The organism is Cupriavidus sp. UME77, assembly GCF_014170355.1.
GTDB lineage: Bacteria > Pseudomonadota > Gammaproteobacteria > Burkholderiales > Burkholderiaceae > Cupriavidus > Cupriavidus basilensis.
In genome coordinates this window covers 146,478-169,307 of the sequence record NZ_LZZU01000006.1, presented here as the reverse complement: position 1 = coordinate 169,307, position 22,830 = coordinate 146,478, and the positions used below count along the sequence as shown (strand labels likewise).

Sequence of the window (22,830 nt, the reverse complement as noted above, 5' to 3'; positions counted from 1 at the left end):
TGATTTTCCATAGACCCCGCGCCATTCCGCGGGCAAGCCCCCGAGGTGTCGCTATCCGCGCAGGGAGTTGACCGTCTCCGATGCAGTCGTCTCCTCGTTGGCAGGGGCAAACCGAAATGCGAATGCGTACTCATACAGCTCGCGGTCGTTTGCAAGTCCCAGCTTTTTCATGCCCGTAATACGCTGCGTGCTCACGGTCTTGACGCTGCGACCCAGCGCCGCGGCGATCTCACCGACGGTCATGCCTCGCGTATAGCGGCGCAGCACCTCGGTCTCCCGTGCCGAAATGCAGTCGTTGGCAAAGACGTCGATCGGCTCCTCCGCCATCCACGAATGAGCCATCAGCCTGCGCACCGATTGCGCGATGTACATTCGCCCTCGCGCGACGGCCCGGATGGCACCCGCGATCTCCCTGGCCGGGTCGCTCCTCAGCAGCAGACCATGGGCACCCGAGACGATCATGGCCCGCAGGACCAGTGGGCTGGAGACCTTCGTGATGATCACGACCTTCAAGCGAGGACAGGTGCCATGCAGAAGATCCAGCAATGCGATATTGTCGTCATGTCGCCGGCCCGGACGATGAAAGGCGCAGAGCAGGACATCGGCCCTGGCACTGCCCAGCCACTGCATCAGTTCGGCGGAATCCACGGGTTCTCCAACGATCTCGACTTCATCCATCAGCGCTAACACCTGGCGCATCTTTTTCTGCGACGTGGAATGGTCATCCGCAAGAAGCACTCTGATTGCCACAACTAAGCCCTCCGATCAATGAATCTGTGTAAAGGCGATCCTGCGCCCGGCGGACCGTGCCCGGTGCGGCGCACCCCACTCCGTAGAGCCGGCGCATCCGGGATGCCGCGGCCATCCACTACACATTGGCCCGCGCTCGGATGAACGGCTCCCGGATATTTGGTCCCGGAAATCTCCGGCGTGGCGGCGGCCGCGTAGCCGCCGGCTGGCAGCGGCACACACAAGCTGGTGCGGGCGGCCTGGCGGGCCGCTTCGATTATTTCGGATGCTCGGTATGGCAAGGGGTTGTCAATCTCCAGCCGCGCAATGGCGGCACGGCAAATAGCGACGACCGGAACGGCGCAGCAATAGCTCGCCCCTGCTTCAAGGCGACAGGGCCTGGCAGCAAGCCGGTCCTCCTGCGGGTAGCGGCAAAGAATGACCCAGATCAATTGGGGGGGGCGGGCAAGACCTTCCGATGGCTTGGTTCCATGAAAGTCATATTGGCCGCCAAAGCCCAAGTAAGGATCGCGGGTATCCGCAGATATTCGCCAGAATTCCCCGGTAGCGACACAGGATAGTTCTTGTTTTCGGTAAAAATAAATGAATTGAGATTATCGCCACACTTAACAACGCGTGCGTGCTCAAGGTGCCCGGCGGTGCAAGTCAGCCTATCAACACGGTCAGGCGTGGACCAATTCGCCAAATCCCTACCGAGTTTGGCCTCTGGCACGCACAAAAACCATAGCCTCATGTGGAACGTTCGCCGTTCTTTGCGCGAGCCAGATATCGATGTTTCTTCTATTGTGGAATGACAATTCGTTGTCGCCAATAAAATTGCAATAAAGTATACAAAATACTGAAATTACAATTAATTGGGAAGTTCTATATTGCCGGCCGGGCGACTAAAGGAAATAGGATTCTACGGTGCGGATGAAGCCGGGGCAGTTATCCGGCGCGCACCTGCCAGGTGGTGGGGATTCCTGCGTCGTTCCAGTCGATGATGATCAGCCATCCCCGCTAGCCAGCCGCCCAGCGGCTGTCAATGTCGAACTGGCCGTGTGCAGACACGTTGCTGCAGAACCAGATTAGTCTGGTAGAAGAGGGGTGATGACTTCAGTATTCTTGAGTCGTCGGCATCAACCTTCCCTGGTGATGCCGAATCCCGATTCCGGCGAGGATTCCCTCCCTCTGCCCGGACTTCTACCCACCCAAGCGACCCTCGCGGGCAGCTTGGGTTTTTTTTGCGCCCGGCAGGGCGCGTCCATGGCGTCCTGCTACTGAAAAAGCTCGGTAGCAATGCAGAAGGTAATGAGCTGCTGGTCGGTTGTTATGCCGAGCTTCTGCATTGCTGCCACCTTGTGGCCACTTACGGTCTTGATGCTGCGGTTGAAGTGCCTGGCGATATCCTGAACCGACTCCCCGCCAACGAAATGGCGAAGCACTTCATACTCCCGCGGCGACAGCGTCTTGATTCGCTCGCCAATGGACTGTGCCCCCGGACTCGCGCGAAGAGACGCCTGGAGGGAGGCTGGAATGTATCTGCGGCCACTCCGGATCGCGAACAGGGCGGCGAGGATGTCGTTGAGAGAGTCGCCCTTGAATACCACCCCATGCACGCCGGCATCGTACAGGGCCGATACGATGACTGGGTTGGTGAGCATTGTCAGCACCAGCAGCTTGACGCCGGGAAACGTCCTGGTCAGGTAGGCGATGAGCTTCAGGCCATCCCCGAAGACCGAATCACCGGGCATGGCAAAGTCCGTGACAATAATATCCGGACGGGCAACGGGAATCTTGGCGATCAGGTCCGAGGGGCCCGAGGCGGAATCCACCACCACGAAACGCAGGTCCTGTTCGATGACCTCGCGTACTCCCATGAGTACCAGGGGATGATCGTCCGCCAAGATGATTTTGGTCTTTTTCATGGAGTTCAAAAATCGGATAAAGGGAAGCCGTCGCCTGGTTGGTTGTCAAAACTCAGCAAGAATGGCCTCGATCTGCGAGGCAACCAGCGCTATGCCTGCCTTCTGCTTTTGCTGAAGGCCTTCGCTGCGAATCTCTTCCTCCAGGGCTTCACAGTATTCCACGAGTCTGAACAATTTTACGGTAGCCAGCGCTCCGCGGATACGATGCAACGTATCCAGGGCGCTGTCGGCGGACGAATTCGCCATGGCTAGATTGAGCACCGCGATATCGCTTCGCATGGTCTCGGAGAATACGTTGCGGAACCTGAGCGGCACGAACCCGGCTTCATCATGGCTGGCCGGGGACTCCGGGACAGCTTGCGCCACGTGCCGTATGACCGCAGGCGAGCGAATGGACTGGAGATGGGACCGTAGCGCCCCCAGGTCAAATGGCTTGACCAGCCAGGACGTCATGCCCGCGTCAATGCAACGCTGCTCCTCTTCGCGCATCGCATTGGCGGTGATCCCGATAATAGGGCCCTCGTAGCCTTGTTGCCTCAACGCCTCGGCCAACTCGTAGCCATTTGCCCTTGGCATGTTGATGTCCGTGATCACGACATCGAACAGACCGGGGTGCCATCTGGCCAGCGCATCCACGCCATCGCAGACCAGGGCAACCAGGCAGCCGATCTGTTCGAGTTGCTCCTTCAGGATCATGCCATTGATCGCGTTATCCTCGGCCACGAGGACCCGAAGCTGTGCGACGGCAGCGAGCGGTTCCGCCTGCCTGTCAACTGACTCGGATATACCCGGCCCCGCCAGGGCGATGGCGTTGCCGAGCGCTTGCACGCTGTGCGCACTCAGGTAGCCAAGCCCCGCTGACAAAGCCGCGTTTGCAGCATCCGGCTGGTTGCCGGCAAACAGATATTTCCCGGTCCAGCCCTCCGGAACAGGGCAGGAGACGAGAAGGTCCAGCAGGCGCGCGTGCGGCGCGGCATCGACAGGCATGTCGTCTGCCGTGTGGGTGGTGGCCCCCCAGCGCTTGAGCCATGCGCACACATTGTCGGTCAACTCCTTGCTCGGGGAGCGCACGTAGACGGATTCCCCTCTCAGCACCGGCGCTTGCGACGGTACCTGCACCGCAGCATGCGACAGGGGGAGCATCAGCGAAAAGCTGCTTCCCAGGCCTGGATCGCTGACCACCCGGATGTCCCCATGCATCAGCCTTGCCAGGCGCATGGAAATGGACAAGCCCAGTCCGGCGCCGCTGACCGTATGCATATTGCTGTCGATCCGGTGGAACGGGGTGAAGAGTTCTGCTTGACGTTCCCGCGGTATCCCGACGCCTGTGTCCACCACCTGGAACTGCAGCATCACGCCAGCGCGATCTGTCGAAACTTGTCGGACGCGGAGAATCACGTGACCGGATTCGGTAAATTTGATGGCGTTGCTCAGGAGATGGTTGAGTATTTGCTGAATCCGCATGGTGTCGCCATGCAGGTGCTCGGGCAGATCGGGCGCAACGCAGGCGTACAGGAGCAGGCCCTTTTGCCCGGCGCCGGCGGCAAAGCGGCTGACGGTAGCCTCCACCAGCGATAGCAGGCAGAAATCGTCCGCCTCTACTGCCAGCTGCCGCGCTTCGATCTTGGCGATATCCAGGACGTCGCTGATGATTTGCATCAGTATTTCGGACGAGTTACGGATAGTCTGGATATATTGCCTCTGCGCGTTGCCGAGGCCGGTGAGATCCAGGAGTTCCAGCGCGCCCATGACGCCATACAGCGGCGTCCGGATTTCGTGGCTCATCGAGGCCAGGAAGGTGGTCTTGGCCTCGCTCGCGTTGTCAGCGTCCTGCTTTCCCTTGGCCAGGGCGCGCTCGATTTCCTTGCGTGCACTGATATCGGCAAACGCGCACAGCAGCACGGCTTGACCACAGTAGTGGGTCGGCGCGAAAGCCAGGGAGAGCGGCCTGCTGCCATCGCCCCGGATTTCCTCGATTGCACCAGGCAGGGTAGCGGTAAGCACTTGCGTGGCCTGAGAGGCGTTGTCGAGAACGAACTGCAGGTCCTGGTGCGCATCCAGGCCCGGGTCCAGGTTCAGCCATTGCTTTGCCAGATGGTTGCCGAACAACGCCGTTCCGTCCGCCCGGCTGTAAATGCACAGCGCCACAGGCGCGGTCTCGATCAGCGCGCGGCAGAATGCGTTGGCTTCCGCCAGCCGTTCGTGTGTCCCGCGCGCCGGCACTACCACGCGCTGGTGGTACCGGCGGACAAAGGACAAGCCACCGCCCAGCCCGAATAGCATCAGCAGCGCGAGCATGACTGGCAGGCCCTTGTTATGGCGCAAGAGGGTCGGATAACTGATGCGGTATAGCGCGTGCCACGACCCGCTCGGGTCCGTTAGCCGAAAGTACAGTCCGTCGGCGGCATAGGTGACGCCATCCGCCTTCAATGCGGGCATCGGCGTCTTGCCGGCAAAGGTGGTGCGGGCCTTGTCTTCCAGCCAGAAATCGTCGTAGCCGGGTGTTTCCAGGAAACCCCGAACACTGCCAATGCTATCCAGGCTTAGCAGTGCGGCAGCGTAGAGCGTATCGTTCCCGGATTGCGTCTCTCGCGGTATGGCCACCGCGGCATCGAGAGGCAGGACCGCGAGCATTTTGCCTCCCCCCCCGGCCGCCGGATCTGCACGGAGCCAGCTGACAGCCTCCGATGCAGCGTCGCGCCTGCCTACGTGCGTGCCGGCAGGCTGCGAGGCCATCGAGAACACCATGCCGTACTCCTCGGACCTGTTGTCCGAATTGGAGCGGAACGCCTGCATGCCGACACTGGTATCGGCGTGCGCCGCGACCAGGAAGACATCTGCCGGCGGATGTTGGGATGCTGCCCAGTACGTGCTGTAGTAATTGAAAAAAAATGTGCCGAACCGGAGCACGGATCTGTCTTGCGGAGGACAGTCCGCCGTGCCCCTGCAGGCAATGCTGAACATGACCGACGTGCGCGGAATCCGCGCCTCGAACAGCATCACGCCGCCATGGACGCTCGAATCGATGCGCCGCAGCTTGAGATCGCCCGTGTAATCATCGGGATGCAGGCTCTGGACTCGCGTGCGCAGGCGTATCAGGAAGGCCTCCTGCTCCCGGATATAACCAGTGAGTTTGGAAAAATGGATGGCGATCCGTTCTTTCTGATCCTCCACAACGCGCAACATGCCCCAGCCAAGCGTGCCGGCCAACATCAGCGCCAGCGGAAAGACGGCGAACAGCACGAGACTCAGTTGCCTCTGCGTGCGGGCAAGGCGGCGGATCGGACTGCTTTGCATTGGTGCGGCAGGTAGTGAGAGGCATCGTGTCTACGATGGAGCCCCGGGGGAAATTGGAAACCTCTACGGCGATGCCACGCTACAGCCCGGTGTGGCCGGCATCGCGCGCGCACCAAAGGACGGAGAATGGCCTGCTCTGCCCCGAGCAATACATAAGTGTCACTGGACGTGTCACTGAAAGTGGGGAAACTCGATGTGTACACCAGATCCGGCAATTGCTCAATAGCCCCGGAGCATATCCCGGCGTTCAGCTTGCCGCGCAAGCGGCAACATTGCCGCCCCCCCCCCCCCGGCTGATTTGCGTGGCGGATCGGCAAGGCGCTTGTGGCTGCAGCATTTGTTCGCTGCTTATCCCGGATGGACTACCTATCCACGGGACTCCCTGCAGCATTCACGCTGAGCCCTTGTCGTGCTAGATTGGCGCCTCGATATCTTGCCATCACGGAGCCGACCCATGCGAACGCCAACAAGGCAGCAAGCCTATGACGAGGCGAAGCGATTTATCGAGACCATTGGCCTGCGGGATGCACAGGCGCTACAGCACAAGTTCGGCATTTCCAGCGCAGTGGCCGACGAGATATTCGAGTGCATTGATGAATACTTCGATGAGGGGGCAATCCTGTCCATTGCGCCACTGGAGGCGGCCTTTGATTCGCGCACGCAGAAAAGGCCATGGATTGATGTCTATGAAACCAACGGAAAGGCACTAGGAATGGAGTGTGTGCTCTCTGAAAATGGCAGGCCCGGTGAGGCCATTCTGCATATTGAAGTTTCGGAAAACAACGAGAAACTGGATCTGTACTACAAGTACATTGGATCTTGATGAGATTTCTGGCTTGATTTCTTCAAGTTAAAAGGCCTTGCCGCTGGCGGCGGTACCCGGATCTGTTCCCGGCGGGTCAAGGATCCGGCCGCCTCAAGTTGCCTCAAGTCACCTCAAGCCGCCGCGAGCGCAGCGCCCGTGGGCTTCCAGACCGCGCCAGCATAGAACTCCGCCCCAAAATCCGCCGGCACGTCCCCACGAATCCGCTGCTCATGCAGCGCCAGGTCGGCCAGCAGCAGATCCCGGCTGATGCGGGCGACGGAGCCCGGGATATCGCGCCGCATGCTGGGCACATCGCCCAGCGGCACGCCGACGCTGGCAAAGCCTGCCGGGTTATGCACGTGGAGATCGCGCAGCCAAGGCGCGGCACCCGGTGTTTTCTCAAGGTACTCAAGGCCGCTGCCCAGGTAGGGCGACGCGGCGAGTTCGTCGTCGCGCGCATCGGCCGGGGGCTGGTAGCGGTCGCGCCAGCGCAGGATATGCGGCGCAATGTCGGCCAGTTCCGCTCGCGCCGACGGATCCACCAGGTAGCCCGTGCCGGCAATCGCGAAGTCGAAACGCAGGGTCTGCCCTTGCACTTCTGTGACAATGCGGCCGGACTCCACCTCGGCGGCGGACAGCGAGGTGCTCAGGTGCAGATGGAACTGCGGGAATTTGAGCACCCGCTCTACCGAGTCGGCCGGTGGCGTGGATCCGGCGCGCCGATAGCGGATGGCTTGCTCCCAGCGCGTGGCATCGGGCAGGGCGTGGTAATTGTCGTAAAGGCCGGGGTAGGCGCGCACGCGCGATACCGGCGTGGCGGCGATATGGTCGCGGCGCGCGAACAGGTGCACGGCGGCCGCGCCGGATTCCAGCGCCACGGCGGCGGCGTCGAAGGCGGAGGCCGCCGCGCCCAGCACGGCTACCGTCTTGCCGCGCAGCGCGCCGAAGTCGATGGCATCGGCCGTATGCGCGGCCAGACCGGCGGCCACCGCCTGCGCCAACACAGCGGGCACGAACGGCGCGCCATTGCCGGCCACGCCATTGGCCAGGATGACCTTGCGCGCGGTCTCGATGCGCGGCTGCCCATTCACGTCAAGATGCAGCCGGAAGTGCTGCAGCGCGGCGCCGGCGACGGGTTCGATGCGCACCACGCGCGTGGCGTAGCGCACCGGCACGCCGAGGAAGTTGCGGTACCAGTCCAGGTAGTCAGCCCAGTCCAGCCGCGCAATGCGGTCGATCGCGGCATAAGCCTCGGCGCCGTGCCGTGCTTCATACCAGGCCTGGAAGCTCAGCGTCGGCAGGCCGAGTTCCGGCCCGACCAGGTTCTTGGGCGTGCGCAGCTTCTGCATGCGGGCGCGCGTGCGCCAGACGCCGGCCAGCGCACCATCTGGCGCGGCGTCGAGCACCGTCACGCGGCCGATGCCCGCGCGGCGTAGCGCGAAGGCATAGGCGCTGCCGCTCTGGCCGCCACCGACGATGGCCACGTTGTGGTCGATGCCGGCGTGGTCCGGCACCCAGTTGTCGGGCGCGGGGCCGAGCAGGCGCAGCGTTTCGCGCGCGAGGAAATCGGGATCGGAGCCGGGGAGGGAAGAGGTTGCCGTCATGCTGCTGCGGCAAGGGTTGAGGCGGCGGGCCTGGAGGAAGCGGCTGGATGCGCGGGCCGCTTGAGCCCAAGGTGCTCGCGCAGCGTGCTGCCGTCGTACTCCGCGCGGAACAGGCCGCGGCGGCCCAGTTCGGGCAGCACCAGCGCGATAAAATCGGTGAGGCCGCCCGGCAGCACCGGTGACATGATGTTGTAGCCGTCGGCGCCGTATTTGCGGAAGCGCTCTTCGAGCTGGTCGACGATCTGCCCGGGCGTGCCGATCACCTGCCAGTGGCCGCGCGCACCCGCAACGCGCTGGTAAAGCTGGCGGATGGTCAGGTTCTCGCGCCGCGCAAGGTCGATCACCAGGCGCTGCCGGCTCTTGCTGGCATTGGTCTCGGGCAACTCGGGAATCGGGCCGTCGAGCGGATAGCCTGACAGGTCGAAGCCGCCCGTCAGGCCAGACACCAGCGCCAGGCCGACCACCGGGTCGATCAGCGCTTGCAGTTGCTCGAATTTCTCTTTGGCTTCGCTTTCACTCTGGCCCACCACCGGGAATACGCCGGGCAGGATCTTCAGGTCATCCGGCTCGCGCCCGTAGCGGGCGAGTCGGCCTTTGACGTCGGCGTAGAACGCCACGGCATCCTCCACCGTCTGCTGCGCCGTGAACACGGCTTCGCCCGTGCGCGCGGCCAGTTCCTTGCCGGCTTCGGAGGAGCCGGCCTGCACCACGACCGGATGGCCCTGCGGCGTGCGCGACACGTTGAGCGGCCCCTGCACGGAGAAGTGCTTCCCCTTATGGCCCAGTACATGGCGCCTGGCGGGCTCGTAGTAGCGGCCGCTGGTCTTGTCGCGCAGGAAGGCATCGTCCTCCCAGCTGTTCCACAGCCCGGTGACCACATCGGCGAATTCCGCCGCGCGCTCGTAGCGCTCGGCGTGGGCGAAATGGTGGTCGCGGTTGAAGTTGCGCGCTTCGTGCTCGTTGGATGAGGTGACCAGGTTCCAGCCGGCGCGCCCGCCCGAGATATGGTCCAGCGAGGCGAACTTGCGCGCCACGTGATACGGCTCGTTGAAGCTCGTCGAGGCGGTGCCGACCAGGCCGATGCGCTGCGTCACCGCGGCCAGCGCGGACAGCAGCGTGATGGGCTCAAACTGCGCCTGGTAGCTGTGCGCGGTACGGCTGAGGAACTCGACATCGTCGCCGCGCGTGCCTACGCCGTCGGCCAGGAAGACCAGGTCGAACTTCGCCGCCTCGGCGGCCTGGGCCAGCGCGATGTAGTGCTTGAAGTCGATGCCCGCGTCGGCCTTGGCATCGGGATGGCGCCAGGCGGCGATATGGTGGCCGCTGGGGTAAAGGAAGGCGCCCAGGCTGAGGAAACCGCTACGTTGAGCCATGATTGCTTATCGGTTGTTGAGGGATATCAGGCGGCTATGCGCGTGCTTTGCCGGCCTTGCGGCCGTGCCAGCCCCAGGTGCTCGCGCAGCGTGCTGCCTTCGTACTGCGTGCGGAACATGCCGCGCCGCTGCAGGATCGGCACCACGCCGTCGACAAAGTCCTGCAGCCCATCGGGCAGCGCATCGGGCATCAGGTTGAAGCCATCGGCCGCGCCGTGGCGGAACCAGTGCTCGATGTCGTCGGCAATCTGCTCGGGCGTGCCCACGATCACGCGATGGCCGCCGCCGCCTGCCAGCTCGCGGATCAGTTCGCGCACGGTGTAGCCACGGCGCCGCGCCAGCGCCAGCGTGGCGTTGAAGAAGGTGTGGTTGCCATTGCCGTTGGCGGGCAACGCGAGGTTGTCCGGCAGCCGCTCGTCCAGCTTCAGGCGGTCCGGCGTGATGCCGAGCGTGCCGGCCAGCCGCGCCAGGCTGTAGTCCCAGGGGATCAGGTCGATCAGCTCGTCGCGCCGCTGGCGGGCCTGGGCTTCGGTGGCGCCGATGATGGTGGTCAGGCCGGCCAGCACTTGCACGGCATCGGGCCCGCGCCCGAGCGCCTGCGCGCGCGCTTTGAGCTCGCGCCCGTAGGCCAGTGATTCCTCGAACGATTGCGATGCCGAGAACACGGCCTCGGCATGGCGTGCGGCCAGCTCGCGCCCGTCGGCGGAGCCGCCGGCCTGCACGACCACCGGATGGCCTTGCGGCGAGCGCGGCAGGTTAAGCGGCCCCTGCACGCTGAAATGTTCGCCATGGTGCGCAATCGGCCGCACCTTGTCGGTGTCGACGAAGCGGCCCGATGCCTTGTCGCCGATAAAGGCGTCGTCCTCCCAGCTGTCCCATAGGGCCTTGACCACGGACGTGAATTCGGCCGCCCGCGCATAGCGCTGCGCGTGGTCCGGCGCCGCATCGCGCCCGAAATTGCGCGCCGACGGCACATCGGCCGTGGTGACCACGTTCCAGCCGGCTCGCCCCGCGCTCACATGGTCTAGCGTGGCGAAGCGCCGCGCGATGTTGTAGGGCTCGTTGTAGCTGGTGGACGCCGTACCGATCAGGCCGATATGCGTGGTCGCCGCCGCGATGCTGGCCAGCAGCACCGTGGGTTCCAGCGCCGGGATCGGGCGGAAATGAATCTGGTCGACGATAGCGGCGTTGTCCGCCAGGAACACCGCGTCGAGCTTGCCGGCTTCGGCGATCTGCGCCACGCGGATGTAGTGCCGCACGTCGGTAAAGGCGGCGGGATCGCTGTCGGGCAGCCGCCAGGCCGAGGGCACGAAGCCCGAGTGAAGTATGTTGATGTTGAGGTGGAGCTGGCGCTGGCGCGCCCCGTTCGATGCACTCATTGGTAGGTCCCCGGTTCCGGATGGCCTTCGCCCAGCACCCAGCGGCCGACATTGCGGGTCTTGTACTCGGACGGGTTGTGCAGGGTATGGATGCGCACGTTGCGCCAGAAGCGGTCCAGGCCGGTCTTGCGCACCGCCGAGCGCGCGCCCGTGACCTCGAAGATCTCGCTGGAGACCTGCAGCGCGACCTCGCCGGCCAGCACGTTGGCCGCCGCAATGGCCACGGCTGCTTCACCGCGCTCCTCGGCGCTGAGCGCTTCGCCCCGTGCGATCACGCTGTCAAGCGCAAGCAGCGCGCGGTCGGCCAGCGCGGTGGCGGCCTGGGTCTTGACCCAGAGCTCGCCGTATTGCCGGCGCACCCACGGGTCGTCCACATGGCGCTCCACGCCTGAGTGAATCCACGGGCGTGACTGATGCACCGTGTATTCACGCCCGGCGCGCAGCGCGCCTTGCGCCGTGCCGATGAACACATTGAGCAGCACGCTTTGCTGCTGCAGCGGCGTGACCGTGCGGTAGGGCTCGGCCGGCGCGCCGGTGGGATTCAAGGGCACCGGCTGCCCGAGCACTTCGCTCTCGTGCACGCGCACGCCCTGGTAGGTGACGCGGCCGCTGCCGGTCTGGCGCTGGCCGATGCCGTCCCAGTCGTCCTCGATCACGATGCCTGCGCGGTCCGCGGGAATCGCGGCAAAGCGGCGTTCGCCGCTGTCGGCGTCTTCCCAGGCAATCGCCAGGAAGTCGGCCACGTGCGAGCCGGAGGTGAAGGGGCGATAGCCGTCCAGCACGAACCACTCGCTATCGCGCCTCCCGAACAGGCTCCTGGAAAAGCTGTTCGACGTGTTGCCCCAGAACCAGTTGCCCTCGGCCGAGCGGCGCCACAGGCTGGCGGCCTTCTCCGGTGCGTTGCGCAAGCGCGGGCTCAGCAGGCTGCTGTAGTGATAGCCGAACAGATGGCCGAGCGAGCCGTCCACCTGCGCGAACAGGCGCGTGATGCGCAGCACGGTCGACCAGGTTTCGCCCTGGCCGCCGACTTCGCGCGGCAGCAGCAGCGTAAGCAGGCCGTGCTCCTTGAGCAAGCGGATCTGCGCCGCGGGTTTCCCGCCGGCCTGGTCGCGGGCGATGGCGTCTTCGGCGAAGCGCTCGCGCAGCGACACGGCGCGGGCGATGAAGGGGTTGCTGGTGTCCGGCTCGAACAGCGCGGGTGCCGGTTCGGCCTGCGCATGGAGATAGGCGACGTTGGCGGTCATGATGGGGTCTCGGTCGGTAGCCGTTATCGAAGGCTCAATGCACCTTGGCAAAGCCGTGGACGGTCGGCCGCGGCTCATGATGTTTGGTGGGGTCGGCAGGTTCGGCGGGGTCAGCGATAGATGGCAGGCGAGGGGAACTCGCCCGTGAGCAACCACGTGCCCACCGTGCGCTTCTTGTACTCGGCCGGGTTGTGCAGCGTGTGGGTGCGCACGTTGCGCCAGAAACGGTCGAAGCCATTGGCGTTGGTGGCCGAGCGCGCACCCATCACCTCGAAGATCTCGTTCGATACGGCCAGGCCGGTTTCCCCGGCGTACAGGTTGGCGGTAGCCAGCGCGACGGCTACCGGCCCGCGCTGCTCCAGCGTCAGCGCCTGTCCGTAGCCATAAATGGCATCCAGGCTGCGCGCCGCCTGGTCGGCCAGCTCGGTTGCCGCCAAGGTGCGGATGGCGAGCTCGCCGTATTTGCGCTGGACCCACGGATCATCGACATGGCGCTCCACGCCCGAGTGGATCCATGGGCGCGATTGCGTGGCGGTATAGGCGCGGCCTTCGTCGAGCGCGCCCTGTGCCGTGCCGACAAACACGTTGAGCAGCACGCTTTGCTGCAGCAGCGTGGTCAGCGATGCGAAAGGGGTGAGCGGATCGTCGGGCTTGCCGAGCAGTTCATCGTCGCGCACCAGCACGCCGTTGAACGTCACGGTGCCGCTGCCGGTCTGGCGCTGGCCGATGCCATCCCAGTCATCCTCGATCACGATGCCCGCGCGATCGGCGGGCACCACGCCCATCAGGCGTTGGCCCAGCGCGTTCTCCCATGCCAGCTGGATCACGTCCGCCACATGGCTGCCGCTGGAGAAGGGCCGGAATCCGGTGACCACCCAGCCATCGTTGGCGGGGGCGCGCTGCGCACTGGACGTCTTCGACAGCGCATTGCCCGAGTTGCTCCACAGCCATTGCGCCTTGGCGGCGGCGCGCAGCCAGCGCTCTTGCTGTGCCGGCGTGCCGCGCGCCTGCACGGCGTGCACGGGCAGATGGTGGTAGCCGAAGAGGTGGGCCAGCGAGCCATCGGTACGTGCGAATTCCCGCACCACGCGCAGCAGTGAAAGCCACGAAGCACCGCCCCCGCCGTAGGCCGTGGGAATGCCCGCGCAAAGCAGGCCGCTTTCCTTGAGCAGGCGGATTTGTTCGGTAGGCCGGCCGCCAGCCTTGTCGCGGGCGACGGCATCGGTATGGAAGGTCTCGCGCAGCACCACCGCGCGGGCGACGAAGGGATCGTTCAGATCGGGGCCAAAGTTGGACATGCCGCGTTGTCTTCTCGAAGTTGCACCCGAGACACGATAGAGCAAGGTTTGCGCGCCACCAACGAAGCAAACCGCGCTTGCATATCCACTTTTGTGGATGCTATGGCGCTATGAATCCTGCAACGCCGGCTCCCTGGTTTCCTTTCCCGTTTCGGTGGCGCTATAAGCGCTACCCTTCCACTCGATAAAGCAGAGCCTATGGCCAAAAGGGTCGGACAGCATCGCCTGCCGCCCGCAGGCGAAATCCTGCGGCCAGTCCTCCAGCTCGGCGCCGGCTTCCAGCGCACGCTCCACCGCGCTTTCCAGGTCCGCCACCACGAAATCGAGATGCGCCGGCGTCCAATGCCGGCGATCGTCGCGCCGGCCGTCGGCGCGCGTGCTGGGCCTGGTGCCCGGCGCCTTGGCCAGCAGGTAGATCGGCGCGCCGTCGCCCAGCATTTCTGCCACGGAGCCGTCGAACAGCTTGCGCGCCAGGCGCAGGCCAAGGCCTTGCTGGTAGAAGCCGATGCCGTGCGCGAGGTCGTCGACGTCGATATTGATCAGCAATTGCATCGCGGTCTCCTGCTTGGAATGGGGGCGCGGCCTGCGTGGAAGCACGTCGCCCGAAGATCAGGATTGTGCGCCGGCACTCCTGACACGTACTGTCAGGAGTGTTCTACTCGGCGCCTGTGACGCGCAAGGCTGATAGCGGCCGCGGGAGGGCCCCCCGGTGAGCCTCAGGCGCGCATTGGCGCCAGCAGGGCATCGACCACGGGTGCCAGCGCATCGCCCAGCGCGATATGGTCGGCGGCGTCCAGGTGTACGCCGTCGACTTCGCTGCTATGGATGACCGTGCCGGTGTCGAACCAGTCGCAGCCGCGCGCGCCGCAGACCTCCTGGAAGGCTTGCGCCAGCCCCACGCATTTGTGCTCGCCGCCGGCAAACTTCGGCGCCAGCGGCCCGCGCGGCGTGGTGATGGGCGGGGGCACCAGCACCAGCACCGGCGGCACGGGCATGCCGGGCTCGATGGGTGCGCCGCGGATGGTGTCGAGCAGGGCGCCGATGCCTTGCGCGGCGTGCCAGGCGTTATGCGGGTGCATGGACTGGAAATCGTTGCTGCCGAGCATCAGGATCACCAGCGCCAGTGGGGCGTGCATCTCCATGCGCTGCGCCAGGCCCTGGATGCCGTTGCGGCCAGCCTTGAAGGGATCGTCCCAGACCGTGCGGCGGCCGTTGAGGCAGTCTTCCAGTATCCGCACGGGGCGCGGCCCGCCGGCCTTGGCACCGTTCAGGGCAAGCTCCAGCCGGCCGGGCCAGCGCACCGGCCAGGGCAGGCGCCGCCGCGTGCCCGGCACGATGCCCCACGATAGCGAGTCGGCGTAGACCAGTACCTGCAGCGGATCGATGGGGCCAAGGTCAACGGTTCGTGTGTCGGGAGACGGTAGGGCGCTCATGGGTGGGCTCCGGGAAGTTTTGCTGCGGACCTTGGCACAGACCTTCATAATATCGGCTAACTATAGATCGGGAGAGTTAAGTTGCGTTTCGAGCACCTGGTGGAGATCAACGATCCACAAAATATCCAGTTGGACACGCTCACGCCGGAGCAGCTCTGGCAAGGGCTGGTGCTGCGCAGTGCCGAGCCCGAGCTGTTTGTCATGGGGCTGGACCGCGCGGAGATCGTGGAGCGCGGCGACAACTGGGTCGAGCGCAAGCTGCATTTCGGCAAGGCCACGATTCGCGACCGCGTCGTCTTCGAGCCGCGCCGCGTCGTGCGCTATGAAACCGCCCCCACCGACGAGCACGCCGGCGGCACCCTGACCATGGCGATCGAGACGCCGGGCCCGGGCGCCTTGCTGCTGCGCTTTGTCTACGAAACCACCATGCCTGCGGTGGACGACAGCGGCGACGATCGTTTCGCCGAAATCGTCAAGTCGGCCTATCACGAGGCCGACCTCGACACCGTGCGCAAGATCCGCGAACTGGCCGCCCTCGGACGGCTGGGGTGAGCGAGCTGCCCTCGTCGCCTGCCGCCGGCAGGCAGCCGGGCGGTCCGACCCGGGAATCGCTGCGGGCACGCTATGGCAGCCAGCTGCGCTGGCTGGTGCTGCTGACGCTGATGCTGGGCACGGTCTCCTCGATCGTGTCGTCGACCATCGTCAACGTAGCCATTCCCGACCTGAGCCGGCATTTCGTGCTGGGGCAGGACAGCGCGCAATGGGTGGCGGCCAGCTTCATGATTGCCATGACGCTGTCGATGCTGCTCACGCCGTGGCTGCTTAACCGCTACGGCTTGCGCCGCACGTTCATTGGCAGTTTGCTGCTGCTGGGCATGGGCGGGCTGGTCGGCGGATTCTCGCCCACCTATGGCGTGATGATCGCCATGCGGGTGGCCGAGGGCATTGCGGCGGGGATACTGCAACCGCTGCCCAACATCCTGATCCTGCGGGTGTTCGAGGAGCGTGAGCAGGGCAAGGCGATCAGCATGTTCGGCTTTGGGGTGGTGCTGGCGCCGGCGCTCGGCCCCAGCGTGGGCGGCTTCCTGGTGGAGGCCTTTGGCTGGCGCTCGATCTTCTTCGTGGTGGTGCCGCTGACGCTGATCGGGCTGTGGATGGCGCGCCGCTTCATGGCGGTGGACTCGGCCTTGATGGGCGAGCGCAAGCCGCTCGACTGGCAGGGCCTGGGCCTGGCCGGCATTGCCACCGTGAGCCTGCTCAACGGGCTGGTGCAGATGCGCGAGAGCGTGCCCGCCGGCATGGCGCTGGCGGGCTTTGGCGTGCTGATGCTGGTGGTGTTCGTGCTGTGGCAGTTGCGCGCGGAGAACCCGCTGATGAACATGCGCCTGTACAGCTACCGGCAGTTTTCGGCCGGGGCGGTGGTGGCCTTCATCTACGGCGCGGGGCTGTTCGGATCGACCTACCTGCTGCCCGTCTACATGCAGATGGCGCTGGCCTATACGCCGTCGCGCGCCGGGCTGGTGCTGCTGCCGGCCGGCATCGCGCTGGCCCTGACCATTGCCGCGGCGGGGCGGCTGACCCATCGCATCTCGCCGCACGTGCAGGTGTCGTTCGGGCTCGCGCTGCTGTCGGCTTCGTTCCTGCTGATGGCGATGGGGTCCCAGGCCACGCCTTACCTGCTGCTGGTGGGGTTTGCGGTGCTGGGGCGGATCGGGCTTGGCTGCATCCTGCCGTCGCTGACGCTGGGCTCGATGCGGGGCGTGGATTATTCGCTGATCGCGCAGGGTTCCAGCTGCATCAACTTCATCCGGCAACTGGGCGGTGCGATCGGGGTAAGCCTGGCCGGCGTCGGCCTGCAATGGCGGCTGGCGGCCCAAGGTGCGGTGCTCGGTACCGACGGCGACCCGGCCGCGCGCATTCGCGCCTTCGACGAGACCTTCCTGGCGGTTGGCCTCGTCATCGCCACCGCCATCCTGGCAGCCTGGCGGATACGGCCAAGGCCGCTGGCCGAGGCCGAAGCCTGAAAGGGTTAGCCGGCTGATAGCCGGCTAACCCCTATGGCTTCAGGCGGTGGCGCCGCTGCGCAGCTCTTCCACCAGCGCGATGTACTTTTCCTGCGCGTCTTCCTGGGCGGTGCCCTTGAGCGTTTCCCAGGCTTCGAATTTGTAGCGGCCGACGAAATCGGTCATGCCCGGCTTGTCGCCATGGGCGTCGCCCTCGCTGCCTTGCTTGAACAGCGCGTAGAGACGCAGCAGGGTCATGTTGCTGGGGCGCTCGGTCAGTTGCTTGACGTCGATCTGGGCTTGGGCAAAACGTGCCTGCAGGTCGCTCATGGGGTTCTCCTGGCTGGATAGGGGGATGTGTTCTGGGTTCGGTGTTCGGGAAAAACCCGGTAGCCGCGATGATAGCGCCCGCCACCGCGCGTTTGAGCCGAAAGAAACCGAAGAACGCTTCAGTCCTGCACGCCCCGGGCGCGGCGTGCGCACCGCACGCTAGTTCAGCTTTCGAGCCTGCTGCGGATACAATCTCGCCATGTCCTGGATTCTTGCAGTTGAAACCTCCACCGAGTGGTGTTCCGTCGCGCTCGGGCGCATTGCCGATGGCGGCGCCCTGGAGTGCCTGGTTCGTCATGAACACACCGGCCCGCGCTCGTCTTCGCGCGTGCTGCCGGCCGCTGGCGAGTTGCTGGCCGAAGCCGGTATTGCCCTGTCGGACTGTGCCGCCATCGCCTTCGGCGCCGGGCCGGGCTCCTTCACGGGCCTGCGCACCGCCTGCGGCGTGGCCCAGGGCCTGGCCTTTGGCGCCGATTTGCCTGTGATTCCCGTCAATTCGCTGATGGTTTGCGCCGAACGCGTGCGCCTGGGCGGGGAAGGGATGCCGGCGCTGCCGCCCGACGTATCCGTGCTGGTAGCGCTGGACGCCCGCATGGACGAAGCCTACGCAGGCGCGTTCCGCTGGGACGGCGCCGCGCAGGCGTGGCAGGCGGCGACCGACATGCAGGTGTGCGCGCCGGAGGCCGTCAGCCTGCCCGCCGGGTCGTTCTGGCTCGCGGGCAGTGCCGCTGCCGTGTTTGGCGAGCGGCTCAAGGCCACGGCGCTGGCGCTGCACAGCGTGCCCGAGGCCTTGCCCGCCGCGCCGGCCCTGGTTTCGATTGCCTTGCGCGCGCTGGCCCGCAATGAAACCGTTGCGCCGTCCGATGCCATGCCGATCTATCTGCGCGACAAGGTGGCCCAGACCATCGCCGAGCGCCAGGCCGTGGCGGCGCAGCGCCCGGCGCTGGCGGCGGGAGACCAGCCGTGAGCGTGGAGCGCAACCCGCCACCGGAAACCGGCTCGGCCAATCCCGGCCAGGGCGCGCATGCAGCGTGCGGCACTGGCGATGCATGGCCCGAGGTGCCGGTGATGCCAAGCGCGCCGGCGGGCTGGAGCATTGGCCGCATGACGGCGCTGGATGTGGAAGCCGTGGCGCAGATCGAAGCCCGGGCCTACACCCACCCATGGACCCGTGCCAATTTCGAGAATTCCGTCAAGGCCGGGCACATCGGCCTGACCTTGCGGGATAACGGGGGCGTGCTGGTCGCCTATACGGTGCTGATGCCGGTTGTCGACGAGATGCACCTGCTCAATATCACCGTGGACCCGGCGCGTCAGCGCGGCGGCCTTGGCCGGCTGCTGCTGGCCGCTGCCATGGCTACCTCGCACGCGCATCATCTGCACACCATGCTGCTCGAAGTGCGTCCCTCCAATGTGGGCGCCATCGAGCTGTACCGTCAGGCGGGCTTTGCCGAGATCGGCCGGCGCAAGGGCTATTACCCCGCAGCCGGCCAGACGCGCGAGGATGCGCTAGTGCTGCGCCGCGCATGGGCACCCACGGAGGCCATGCCATGAGCCGCCGCGCCAGGTTCCTCGAAGTGCTCGGCATTGCCGATGAATGGGTGCTGCGCCGCGCGCCAGCCCTGCCGGAGGCGGTCGAGCCATCGGCCATGGCTGGGCTCGCCGGCCCAAGCGCCGAAGATCCCGTCGTCAACGACGGCGCGGCCTTGCGCGAAGCGGCCCAGGCCGCAGTGACGCTCGCCGCCGTTGCCGACGCTGGCGTGGACGAAGCCCAGCCCGAAGCGCAGACCGAAGCAGCGCCTTCCGCATGGTCGGCACAATCCGATATGGAAGCGGGAGTGCCGGCCACGGCCGAAGCCGCCGTCGCGCGCATGCCGCCAGAGCCTGCGGTGGCGCTGGCAGATACCGGCACGCGCGAAGCCGTGATTGCGCGCCTGGACTGGGCCGCGCTTGAGCAGCGGGTCTCCGGCTGCACCGATTGCCAGCTGTGCAATGGCCGCACCCAGACCGTGTTCGGCGTGGGCGACCGCCAGGCCGAATGGATGCTGGTCGGCGAAGCCCCTGGCGAAAACGAGGACCTGCAAGGCGAGCCCTTCGTGGGCCAGGCGGGCAAGCTGCTGGACAATATGCTGGCGGCAGTCGGCCTGGCGCGCGGGCGCAACGTGTTTATCGCCAACGTGCTGAAGTGCCGCCCGCCCGGCAACCGCAATCCCGAGCCGGGGGAGGTCGCCCAGTGCGAGCCTTACCTGCGCCGGCAGATCGCGCTGATCCAGCCCAAGCTGATCGTGGTGCTGGGGCGCTTTGCCGCCCAGTCCCTGCTGCGCACCACCACGCCGATCGGCAAGCTGCGTGGCACCGTCCATAGCTACGAAGGCATTCCGGTGGTGGTGACCTACCACCCGGCCTACCTGTTGCGCACCTTGTCTGACAAGGCGCGTGCCTGGGAGGACCTGTGCCTGGCCCGCGAGGTACATGCCCGTGCGGGAGCCAAGGCCTGAGTTCGTGCTAAGCCCCGGCGGCGCCATCGAGATGGCGCCGCTCTGGCGCCATGCCGTCTCGCAGCGCCTGCGCGAGCTCGCCTGGTGTTCGCTGTCGCCTCCGCTGCTGGCATTCCTGCCGACAGACGATGCAGGCAACGCCACCATCAATGGCAACGCCCCCGGGCATTTGCCTGCGGCGCTCGCGCGCTGGCCGGAAGGGGCGCTGGCCGCCTGGCAGCGTTGGCTGCTCGCTGCCGACCCCGCCGCGCTGCCCCCCACCATTGCCGAACTTGCCGCGGGCCTGGAGCAGCAACGCGTGCGCGGCCCGTCGCCCGCGCCCAGCCTGCGGCTGGGCCGGCATGCGGAGCGCCTGCTGCAATTCACGCTGGAACACGCCGAGGGGCTGGAGCTGCTGGCGGCGAACCTGCCGGTGCGCCGTGCCGGCGCACATGGCGTGCAAACGCTGGGCGAGCTCGATTTTGTCTGGCGCGACGTGGCCAGCGGCGCCATCGTGCACTGGGAGATGGCGGCCAAGTTCTACCTGCTGGTCGAGCCTGCGACGCACGGCGCGCCGCGCGGCGGCGGGCCCGGCGCTGCCATGCTGGACCGCCATTGCTTCGTCGGCCCCAACCTGGTGGACCGCCTGGGCGACAAGCTGGATCATATTGTGCGCAGGCAACTGCCGCTGTCACGCACCCCCGAGGCCCTCGCGCTGCTGGGCCGCCCTGTCGACCGCAGCGAGGTCTACCTGCTCGGCTGGCTGTTCTACCGGGACGGCGTGGTGCCACAGTCCATCGACAGCCTGGGCATAGCGCCGGATCACCTGCATGGATGGTGGTCCACCTTGCCGGACTGGCTGGCCTGGGCTGTCAAGCGCGAAGGCTCGCGCTGGTACCGGCTGCCGCGCTCGGCTTGGATGGCGCCGGCCAGGGTGCCGCAAGCGCACACGGAAACCGCCGAGGCGATTCATGAGGCACTGGCGCTGCGTTTTGCGGAGACGCATCACGAGAAGAACTGGCGCCGGGAAGCGCCGGTGATGCTGTGCGAGGTAGAGCCGGCAGGGCAGCCCGGCGTGTGGCGCGAGCGTACCCGCGGCTTTGTGGTGCCGCCGGGATGGGAGGAGCGGGCGCGCGAGCGCATCGCCAGGCCGGTGGGCTGAACCGGCCCGCGGCGCAAGCGACGCTTAGAGGCCGTTTCAAAAAGATTCTGGCGTCGTTGCGCGACCTTGGCCGATCCACTTGTACTGTCTGCGGCCGCGCGCCTAGCCAGAACCGCTTCGCTTCATTTTGAAACAGCTTCTTAGTGGTGCTTGTCCTCGCCGATCATGGCGAGCGAATTGAAGTTGCGCACGTTGTAGCGGTGCTGGCGCATCACCAGCAGCATGGTGGCGCACACGAAGATGCCGAAGGCCACGATGACAATGCCGATCGGCACATTGAGCTTGATCAGCAGCGCGTACAGGCACAGCATCAGCAGCACCGAGACGTTCTCGTTGAAGTTCTGCACGGCGATCGAATGGCCGGCCGACAGCAGGACGTGCCCGCGGTGTTGCAGCAGCGCGTTCATCGGCACCACGAAGTACCCTGACATGCCACCCACCAGCATCAGGAAGACGTAGGCGATCGCCATGTACAGCGGCATGTGCATGCCGAGCACGTCCAGCGAAATCTCCGGCAGGCTGTTCTTGGTGTAGAAGGCCATCAGCATCACCACCACGCCCATCGCCACGCCAAACGGCAGCACCGACAGCGACTTGCGCAAGGGGATGCGCATGGCCGCCATGATCGCGCCCACCGCCACGCCCACCGCCACCACCGCTTGCAGCAGGGCGCCTTGCGACAGGTTCAGTCCGAGCGATTTTTCCGCCCATTTCAGCACGATGAACTGCAGGGTGGCGCCGGCTCCCCAGAACAGCGTGGTCACGGCCAGCGAGATCTGGCCGAGCTTGTCGCGCCACAGGGCGGTAAAGCAATCAGCGAACTCGGCGATCAGCTTGATCGGGTTCTTTTCCTGCTGTGGGTAGCGGGCGCCCGTCTCGGGGATGAACAGGTTGAATACGGCTGCGATCACATAGAACAGCATGATCACCACCATGGCCGCCTCGGCCGGGGTGTTGATGCCCGTGTTGACGTAGGGAACGTCGATGCCGAGCAGAAGTTGCGAGATGTGCACCGAGATCAGTGCCCCGCCGACCACGGTGCCCAGGATGATCGAGCACACCGTCAGGCCTTCGATCCAGCCATTGGCGGCGACCAGTCTCTCGGGCGGCAGCAGCTCGGTAAGGATGCCGTACTTGGCGGGCGAGTACGCCGCCGCGCCGAACCCGACGATGCCGTAGGCCAGCAGCGGGTGCAACCCGAACATCATGATGGCGCACCCCGCTATCTTGATGGTGTTGGTGATGAACATCACCTTGCCCTTGGGCATCGAGTCGGCGAAGGCGCCCACGAAGGCAGCCAGCACGACGTAGGACAGCACGAAGAACAACTTGAGCAGCGGTGTCATCCACTGCGGGGAGTGCAGCTCGGTCAGAAGGGCGATAGCGGCGATGAGGAGCGCATTGTCGGCCAGCGAGGAGAAGAACTGCGCGGCCATGATGGTATAAAAACCCTTCTTCATACTTTGGACTCTATCTCCATCGCTATCACCGTACATGTCAGGCAGCAGCACGCCGCTGGGTGCTGTTGTTGCCTGTAGGGAACCTGGGCCCGTGTCGTTGTCAAAGTGATGCCCGGGCCAGCCGTGGGATCGCTGCGCAGCTTGCCTGACCGTGTTCGACATATTGCATCACTTTTAAAACATGGCCGGAACGTCCGGCTTTATAACACGAAAATAAGGCGATTCCGAGCTTCCACGGGCCGCCGGTTGGACAGCGCAAGCGCGCAGCGATTCCCTAAATGTTTGCCCTAATGTGTTCAAATAACGTC

General features: G+C 65.5%; 19 protein-coding genes. 7 read left to right on the top strand and 12 right to left on the bottom strand.

The features are described from left to right. Window positions 1-51: 51 nt before the first annotated feature. From A9975_RS38490 to A9975_RS02530, 3 genes are all read right to left on the bottom strand, one after another. Window positions 52-738, bottom strand: coding sequence for a LuxR C-terminal-related transcriptional regulator (locus A9975_RS38490; RefSeq protein WP_370563778.1), 687 nt, complete (start codon window positions 736-738; stop codon window positions 52-54). Window positions 739-2,006: 1,268 nt separating this feature from the next. Next, the gene (locus A9975_RS02535; protein ID WP_183031250.1) at window positions 2,007-2,657 is read right to left on the bottom strand and encodes a response regulator; all 651 of its coding nucleotides are present in this window, start codon (window positions 2,655-2,657) and stop codon (window positions 2,007-2,009) included. Between the two features lie 45 nt (window positions 2,658-2,702). After that, window positions 2,703-5,900 (bottom strand): ATP-binding protein, encoded by a 3,198-nt coding sequence (locus A9975_RS02530; RefSeq protein WP_183031248.1) that lies wholly within the window; start codon window positions 5,898-5,900, stop codon window positions 2,703-2,705. Between the two features lie 508 nt (window positions 5,901-6,408). Between A9975_RS02530 and A9975_RS02525 the strand changes: the two genes are divergently transcribed. Further along, complete coding sequence (locus A9975_RS02525; protein ID WP_183031247.1) at window positions 6,409-6,777, top strand: hypothetical protein; 369 nt, start codon at window positions 6,409-6,411, stop codon at window positions 6,775-6,777. A 113-nt stretch (window positions 6,778-6,890) separates the two neighbouring features. On the opposite strand, the gene A9975_RS02520 is transcribed toward A9975_RS02525, so the two are convergent. The 7 genes from A9975_RS02520 to A9975_RS02490 form a co-directional block, all read right to left on the bottom strand. After that, window positions 6,891-8,363, bottom strand: coding sequence for a SidA/IucD/PvdA family monooxygenase (locus tag A9975_RS02520; protein WP_183031246.1), 1,473 nt, complete (start codon window positions 8,361-8,363; stop codon window positions 6,891-6,893). Further along, window positions 8,360-9,736: an LLM class flavin-dependent oxidoreductase gene (locus A9975_RS02515; protein ID WP_183031245.1), complete on the bottom strand. Its 1,377-nt coding sequence runs from the start codon at window positions 9,734-9,736 to the stop codon at window positions 8,360-8,362. The genes A9975_RS02520 and A9975_RS02515 overlap by 4 nt, the downstream gene beginning before the upstream one ends. Before the next feature lie 26 nt (window positions 9,737-9,762). Then, a complete protein-coding gene (locus A9975_RS02510) occupies window positions 9,763-11,115 on the bottom strand; it encodes an LLM class flavin-dependent oxidoreductase (protein WP_183031244.1) in 1,353 nt (450 codons plus the stop codon). Then, window positions 11,112-12,359: an acyl-CoA dehydrogenase family protein gene (locus tag A9975_RS02505; RefSeq protein WP_183031243.1), complete on the bottom strand. Its 1,248-nt coding sequence runs from the start codon at window positions 12,357-12,359 to the stop codon at window positions 11,112-11,114. The genes A9975_RS02510 and A9975_RS02505 overlap by 4 nt, the downstream gene beginning before the upstream one ends. A 110-nt stretch (window positions 12,360-12,469) precedes the next feature. Continuing rightward, a complete protein-coding gene (locus tag A9975_RS02500) occupies window positions 12,470-13,657 on the bottom strand; it encodes an acyl-CoA dehydrogenase family protein (RefSeq protein WP_183031242.1) in 1,188 nt (395 codons plus the stop codon). A 108-nt stretch (window positions 13,658-13,765) separates the two neighbouring features. Continuing rightward, on the bottom strand, window positions 13,766-14,209 hold the full coding sequence (locus tag A9975_RS02495) for a VOC family protein (protein WP_183031241.1): 444 nt from the start codon (window positions 14,207-14,209) through the stop codon (window positions 13,766-13,768). Window positions 14,210-14,373: 164 nt separating this feature from the next. Continuing rightward, a complete protein-coding gene (locus tag A9975_RS02490) occupies window positions 14,374-15,090 on the bottom strand; it encodes an SGNH/GDSL hydrolase family protein (RefSeq protein ID WP_183031240.1) in 717 nt (238 codons plus the stop codon). Window positions 15,091-15,171: 81 nt separating this feature from the next. On the opposite strand from A9975_RS02490, the gene A9975_RS02485 reads away from it, so the two are divergent. Next, the gene (locus A9975_RS02485) at window positions 15,172-15,642 is read left to right on the top strand and encodes an SRPBCC family protein (RefSeq protein ID WP_150983551.1); all 471 of its coding nucleotides are present in this window, start codon (window positions 15,172-15,174) and stop codon (window positions 15,640-15,642) included. Beyond that, window positions 15,639-17,114 (top strand): DHA2 family efflux MFS transporter permease subunit, encoded by a 1,476-nt coding sequence (locus A9975_RS02480; RefSeq protein WP_183031239.1) that lies wholly within the window; start codon window positions 15,639-15,641, stop codon window positions 17,112-17,114. Before A9975_RS02485 ends, A9975_RS02480 begins: the two co-directional genes overlap by 4 nt. Window positions 17,115-17,153: 39 nt before the next feature. Here the strand turns inward: A9975_RS02480 and A9975_RS02475 are convergent, their stop codons facing one another. Next, window positions 17,154-17,423, bottom strand: a complete 270-nt coding sequence (locus A9975_RS02475; protein ID WP_150983548.1) for an acyl-CoA-binding protein — start codon at window positions 17,421-17,423, stop codon at window positions 17,154-17,156. Between the two features lie 199 nt (window positions 17,424-17,622). Here A9975_RS02475 and tsaB point away from each other — a divergent pair, with 199 nt between their 5' ends. The 4 genes from tsaB to A9975_RS02455 all read left to right on the top strand — a co-directional run bounded on the left by tsaB (window position 17,623) and on the right by A9975_RS02455 (window position 21,062). After that, complete coding sequence (gene tsaB, locus A9975_RS02470) at window positions 17,623-18,390, top strand: tRNA (adenosine(37)-N6)-threonylcarbamoyltransferase complex dimerization subunit type 1 TsaB (protein WP_183031238.1); 768 nt, start codon at window positions 17,623-17,625, stop codon at window positions 18,388-18,390. 101 nt (window positions 18,391-18,491) lie between these two features. Further along, window positions 18,492-18,977, top strand: a complete 486-nt coding sequence (gene rimI, locus A9975_RS02465) for a ribosomal protein S18-alanine N-acetyltransferase (RefSeq protein WP_183031346.1) — start codon at window positions 18,492-18,494, stop codon at window positions 18,975-18,977. Further along, complete coding sequence (locus tag A9975_RS02460) at window positions 18,974-19,921, top strand: uracil-DNA glycosylase family protein (protein ID WP_183031237.1); 948 nt, start codon at window positions 18,974-18,976, stop codon at window positions 19,919-19,921. Before rimI ends, A9975_RS02460 begins: the two co-directional genes overlap by 4 nt. Continuing rightward, a complete protein-coding gene (locus A9975_RS02455) occupies window positions 19,896-21,062 on the top strand; it encodes a DUF1853 family protein (protein WP_183031236.1) in 1,167 nt (388 codons plus the stop codon). The genes A9975_RS02460 and A9975_RS02455 overlap by 26 nt, the downstream gene beginning before the upstream one ends. Window positions 21,063-21,202: 140 nt before the next feature. On the opposite strand, the gene lplT is transcribed toward A9975_RS02455, so the two are convergent. Beyond that, a complete protein-coding gene (gene lplT / locus A9975_RS02450; RefSeq protein ID WP_183031235.1) occupies window positions 21,203-22,522 on the bottom strand; it encodes a lysophospholipid transporter LplT in 1,320 nt (439 codons plus the stop codon). Between the last annotated feature and the right edge of the window lie 308 nt (window positions 22,523-22,830).

Coding starts and splice junctions, on each gene's coding strand:
- rimI (WP_183031346.1), top strand. CDS start 18,492: ATGCCAAGCGCGCCGGCGGGCTGGAGCATTGGCCGCATGACGGCGCTG.
- A9975_RS02490 (WP_183031240.1), bottom strand. CDS start 15,090: ATGAGCGCCCTACCGTCTCCCGACACACGAACCGTTGACCTTGGCCCC.
- A9975_RS02460 (WP_183031237.1), top strand. CDS start 18,974: ATGAGCCGCCGCGCCAGGTTCCTCGAAGTGCTCGGCATTGCCGATGAA.
- A9975_RS02505 (WP_183031243.1), bottom strand. CDS start 12,359: ATGACCGCCAACGTCGCCTATCTCCATGCGCAGGCCGAACCGGCACCC.
- A9975_RS02525 (WP_183031247.1), top strand. CDS start 6,409: ATGCGAACGCCAACAAGGCAGCAAGCCTATGACGAGGCGAAGCGATTT.
- A9975_RS02475 (WP_150983548.1), bottom strand. CDS start 17,423: ATGAGCGACCTGCAGGCACGTTTTGCCCAAGCCCAGATCGACGTCAAG.
- A9975_RS02515 (WP_183031245.1), bottom strand. CDS start 9,736: ATGGCTCAACGTAGCGGTTTCCTCAGCCTGGGCGCCTTCCTTTACCCC.
- A9975_RS02510 (WP_183031244.1), bottom strand. CDS start 11,115: ATGAGTGCATCGAACGGGGCGCGCCAGCGCCAGCTCCACCTCAACATC.
- A9975_RS02455 (WP_183031236.1), top strand. CDS start 19,896: ATGCCCGTGCGGGAGCCAAGGCCTGAGTTCGTGCTAAGCCCCGGCGGC.
- A9975_RS02535 (WP_183031250.1), bottom strand. CDS start 2,657: ATGAAAAAGACCAAAATCATCTTGGCGGACGATCATCCCCTGGTACTC.
- A9975_RS02500 (WP_183031242.1), bottom strand. CDS start 13,657: ATGTCCAACTTTGGCCCCGATCTGAACGATCCCTTCGTCGCCCGCGCG.
- A9975_RS02495 (WP_183031241.1), bottom strand. CDS start 14,209: ATGCAATTGCTGATCAATATCGACGTCGACGACCTCGCGCACGGCATC.
- A9975_RS02520 (WP_183031246.1), bottom strand. CDS start 8,363: ATGACGGCAACCTCTTCCCTCCCCGGCTCCGATCCCGATTTCCTCGCG.
- tsaB (WP_183031238.1), top strand. CDS start 17,623: ATGTCCTGGATTCTTGCAGTTGAAACCTCCACCGAGTGGTGTTCCGTC.
- lplT (WP_183031235.1), bottom strand. CDS start 22,522: ATGAAGAAGGGTTTTTATACCATCATGGCCGCGCAGTTCTTCTCCTCG.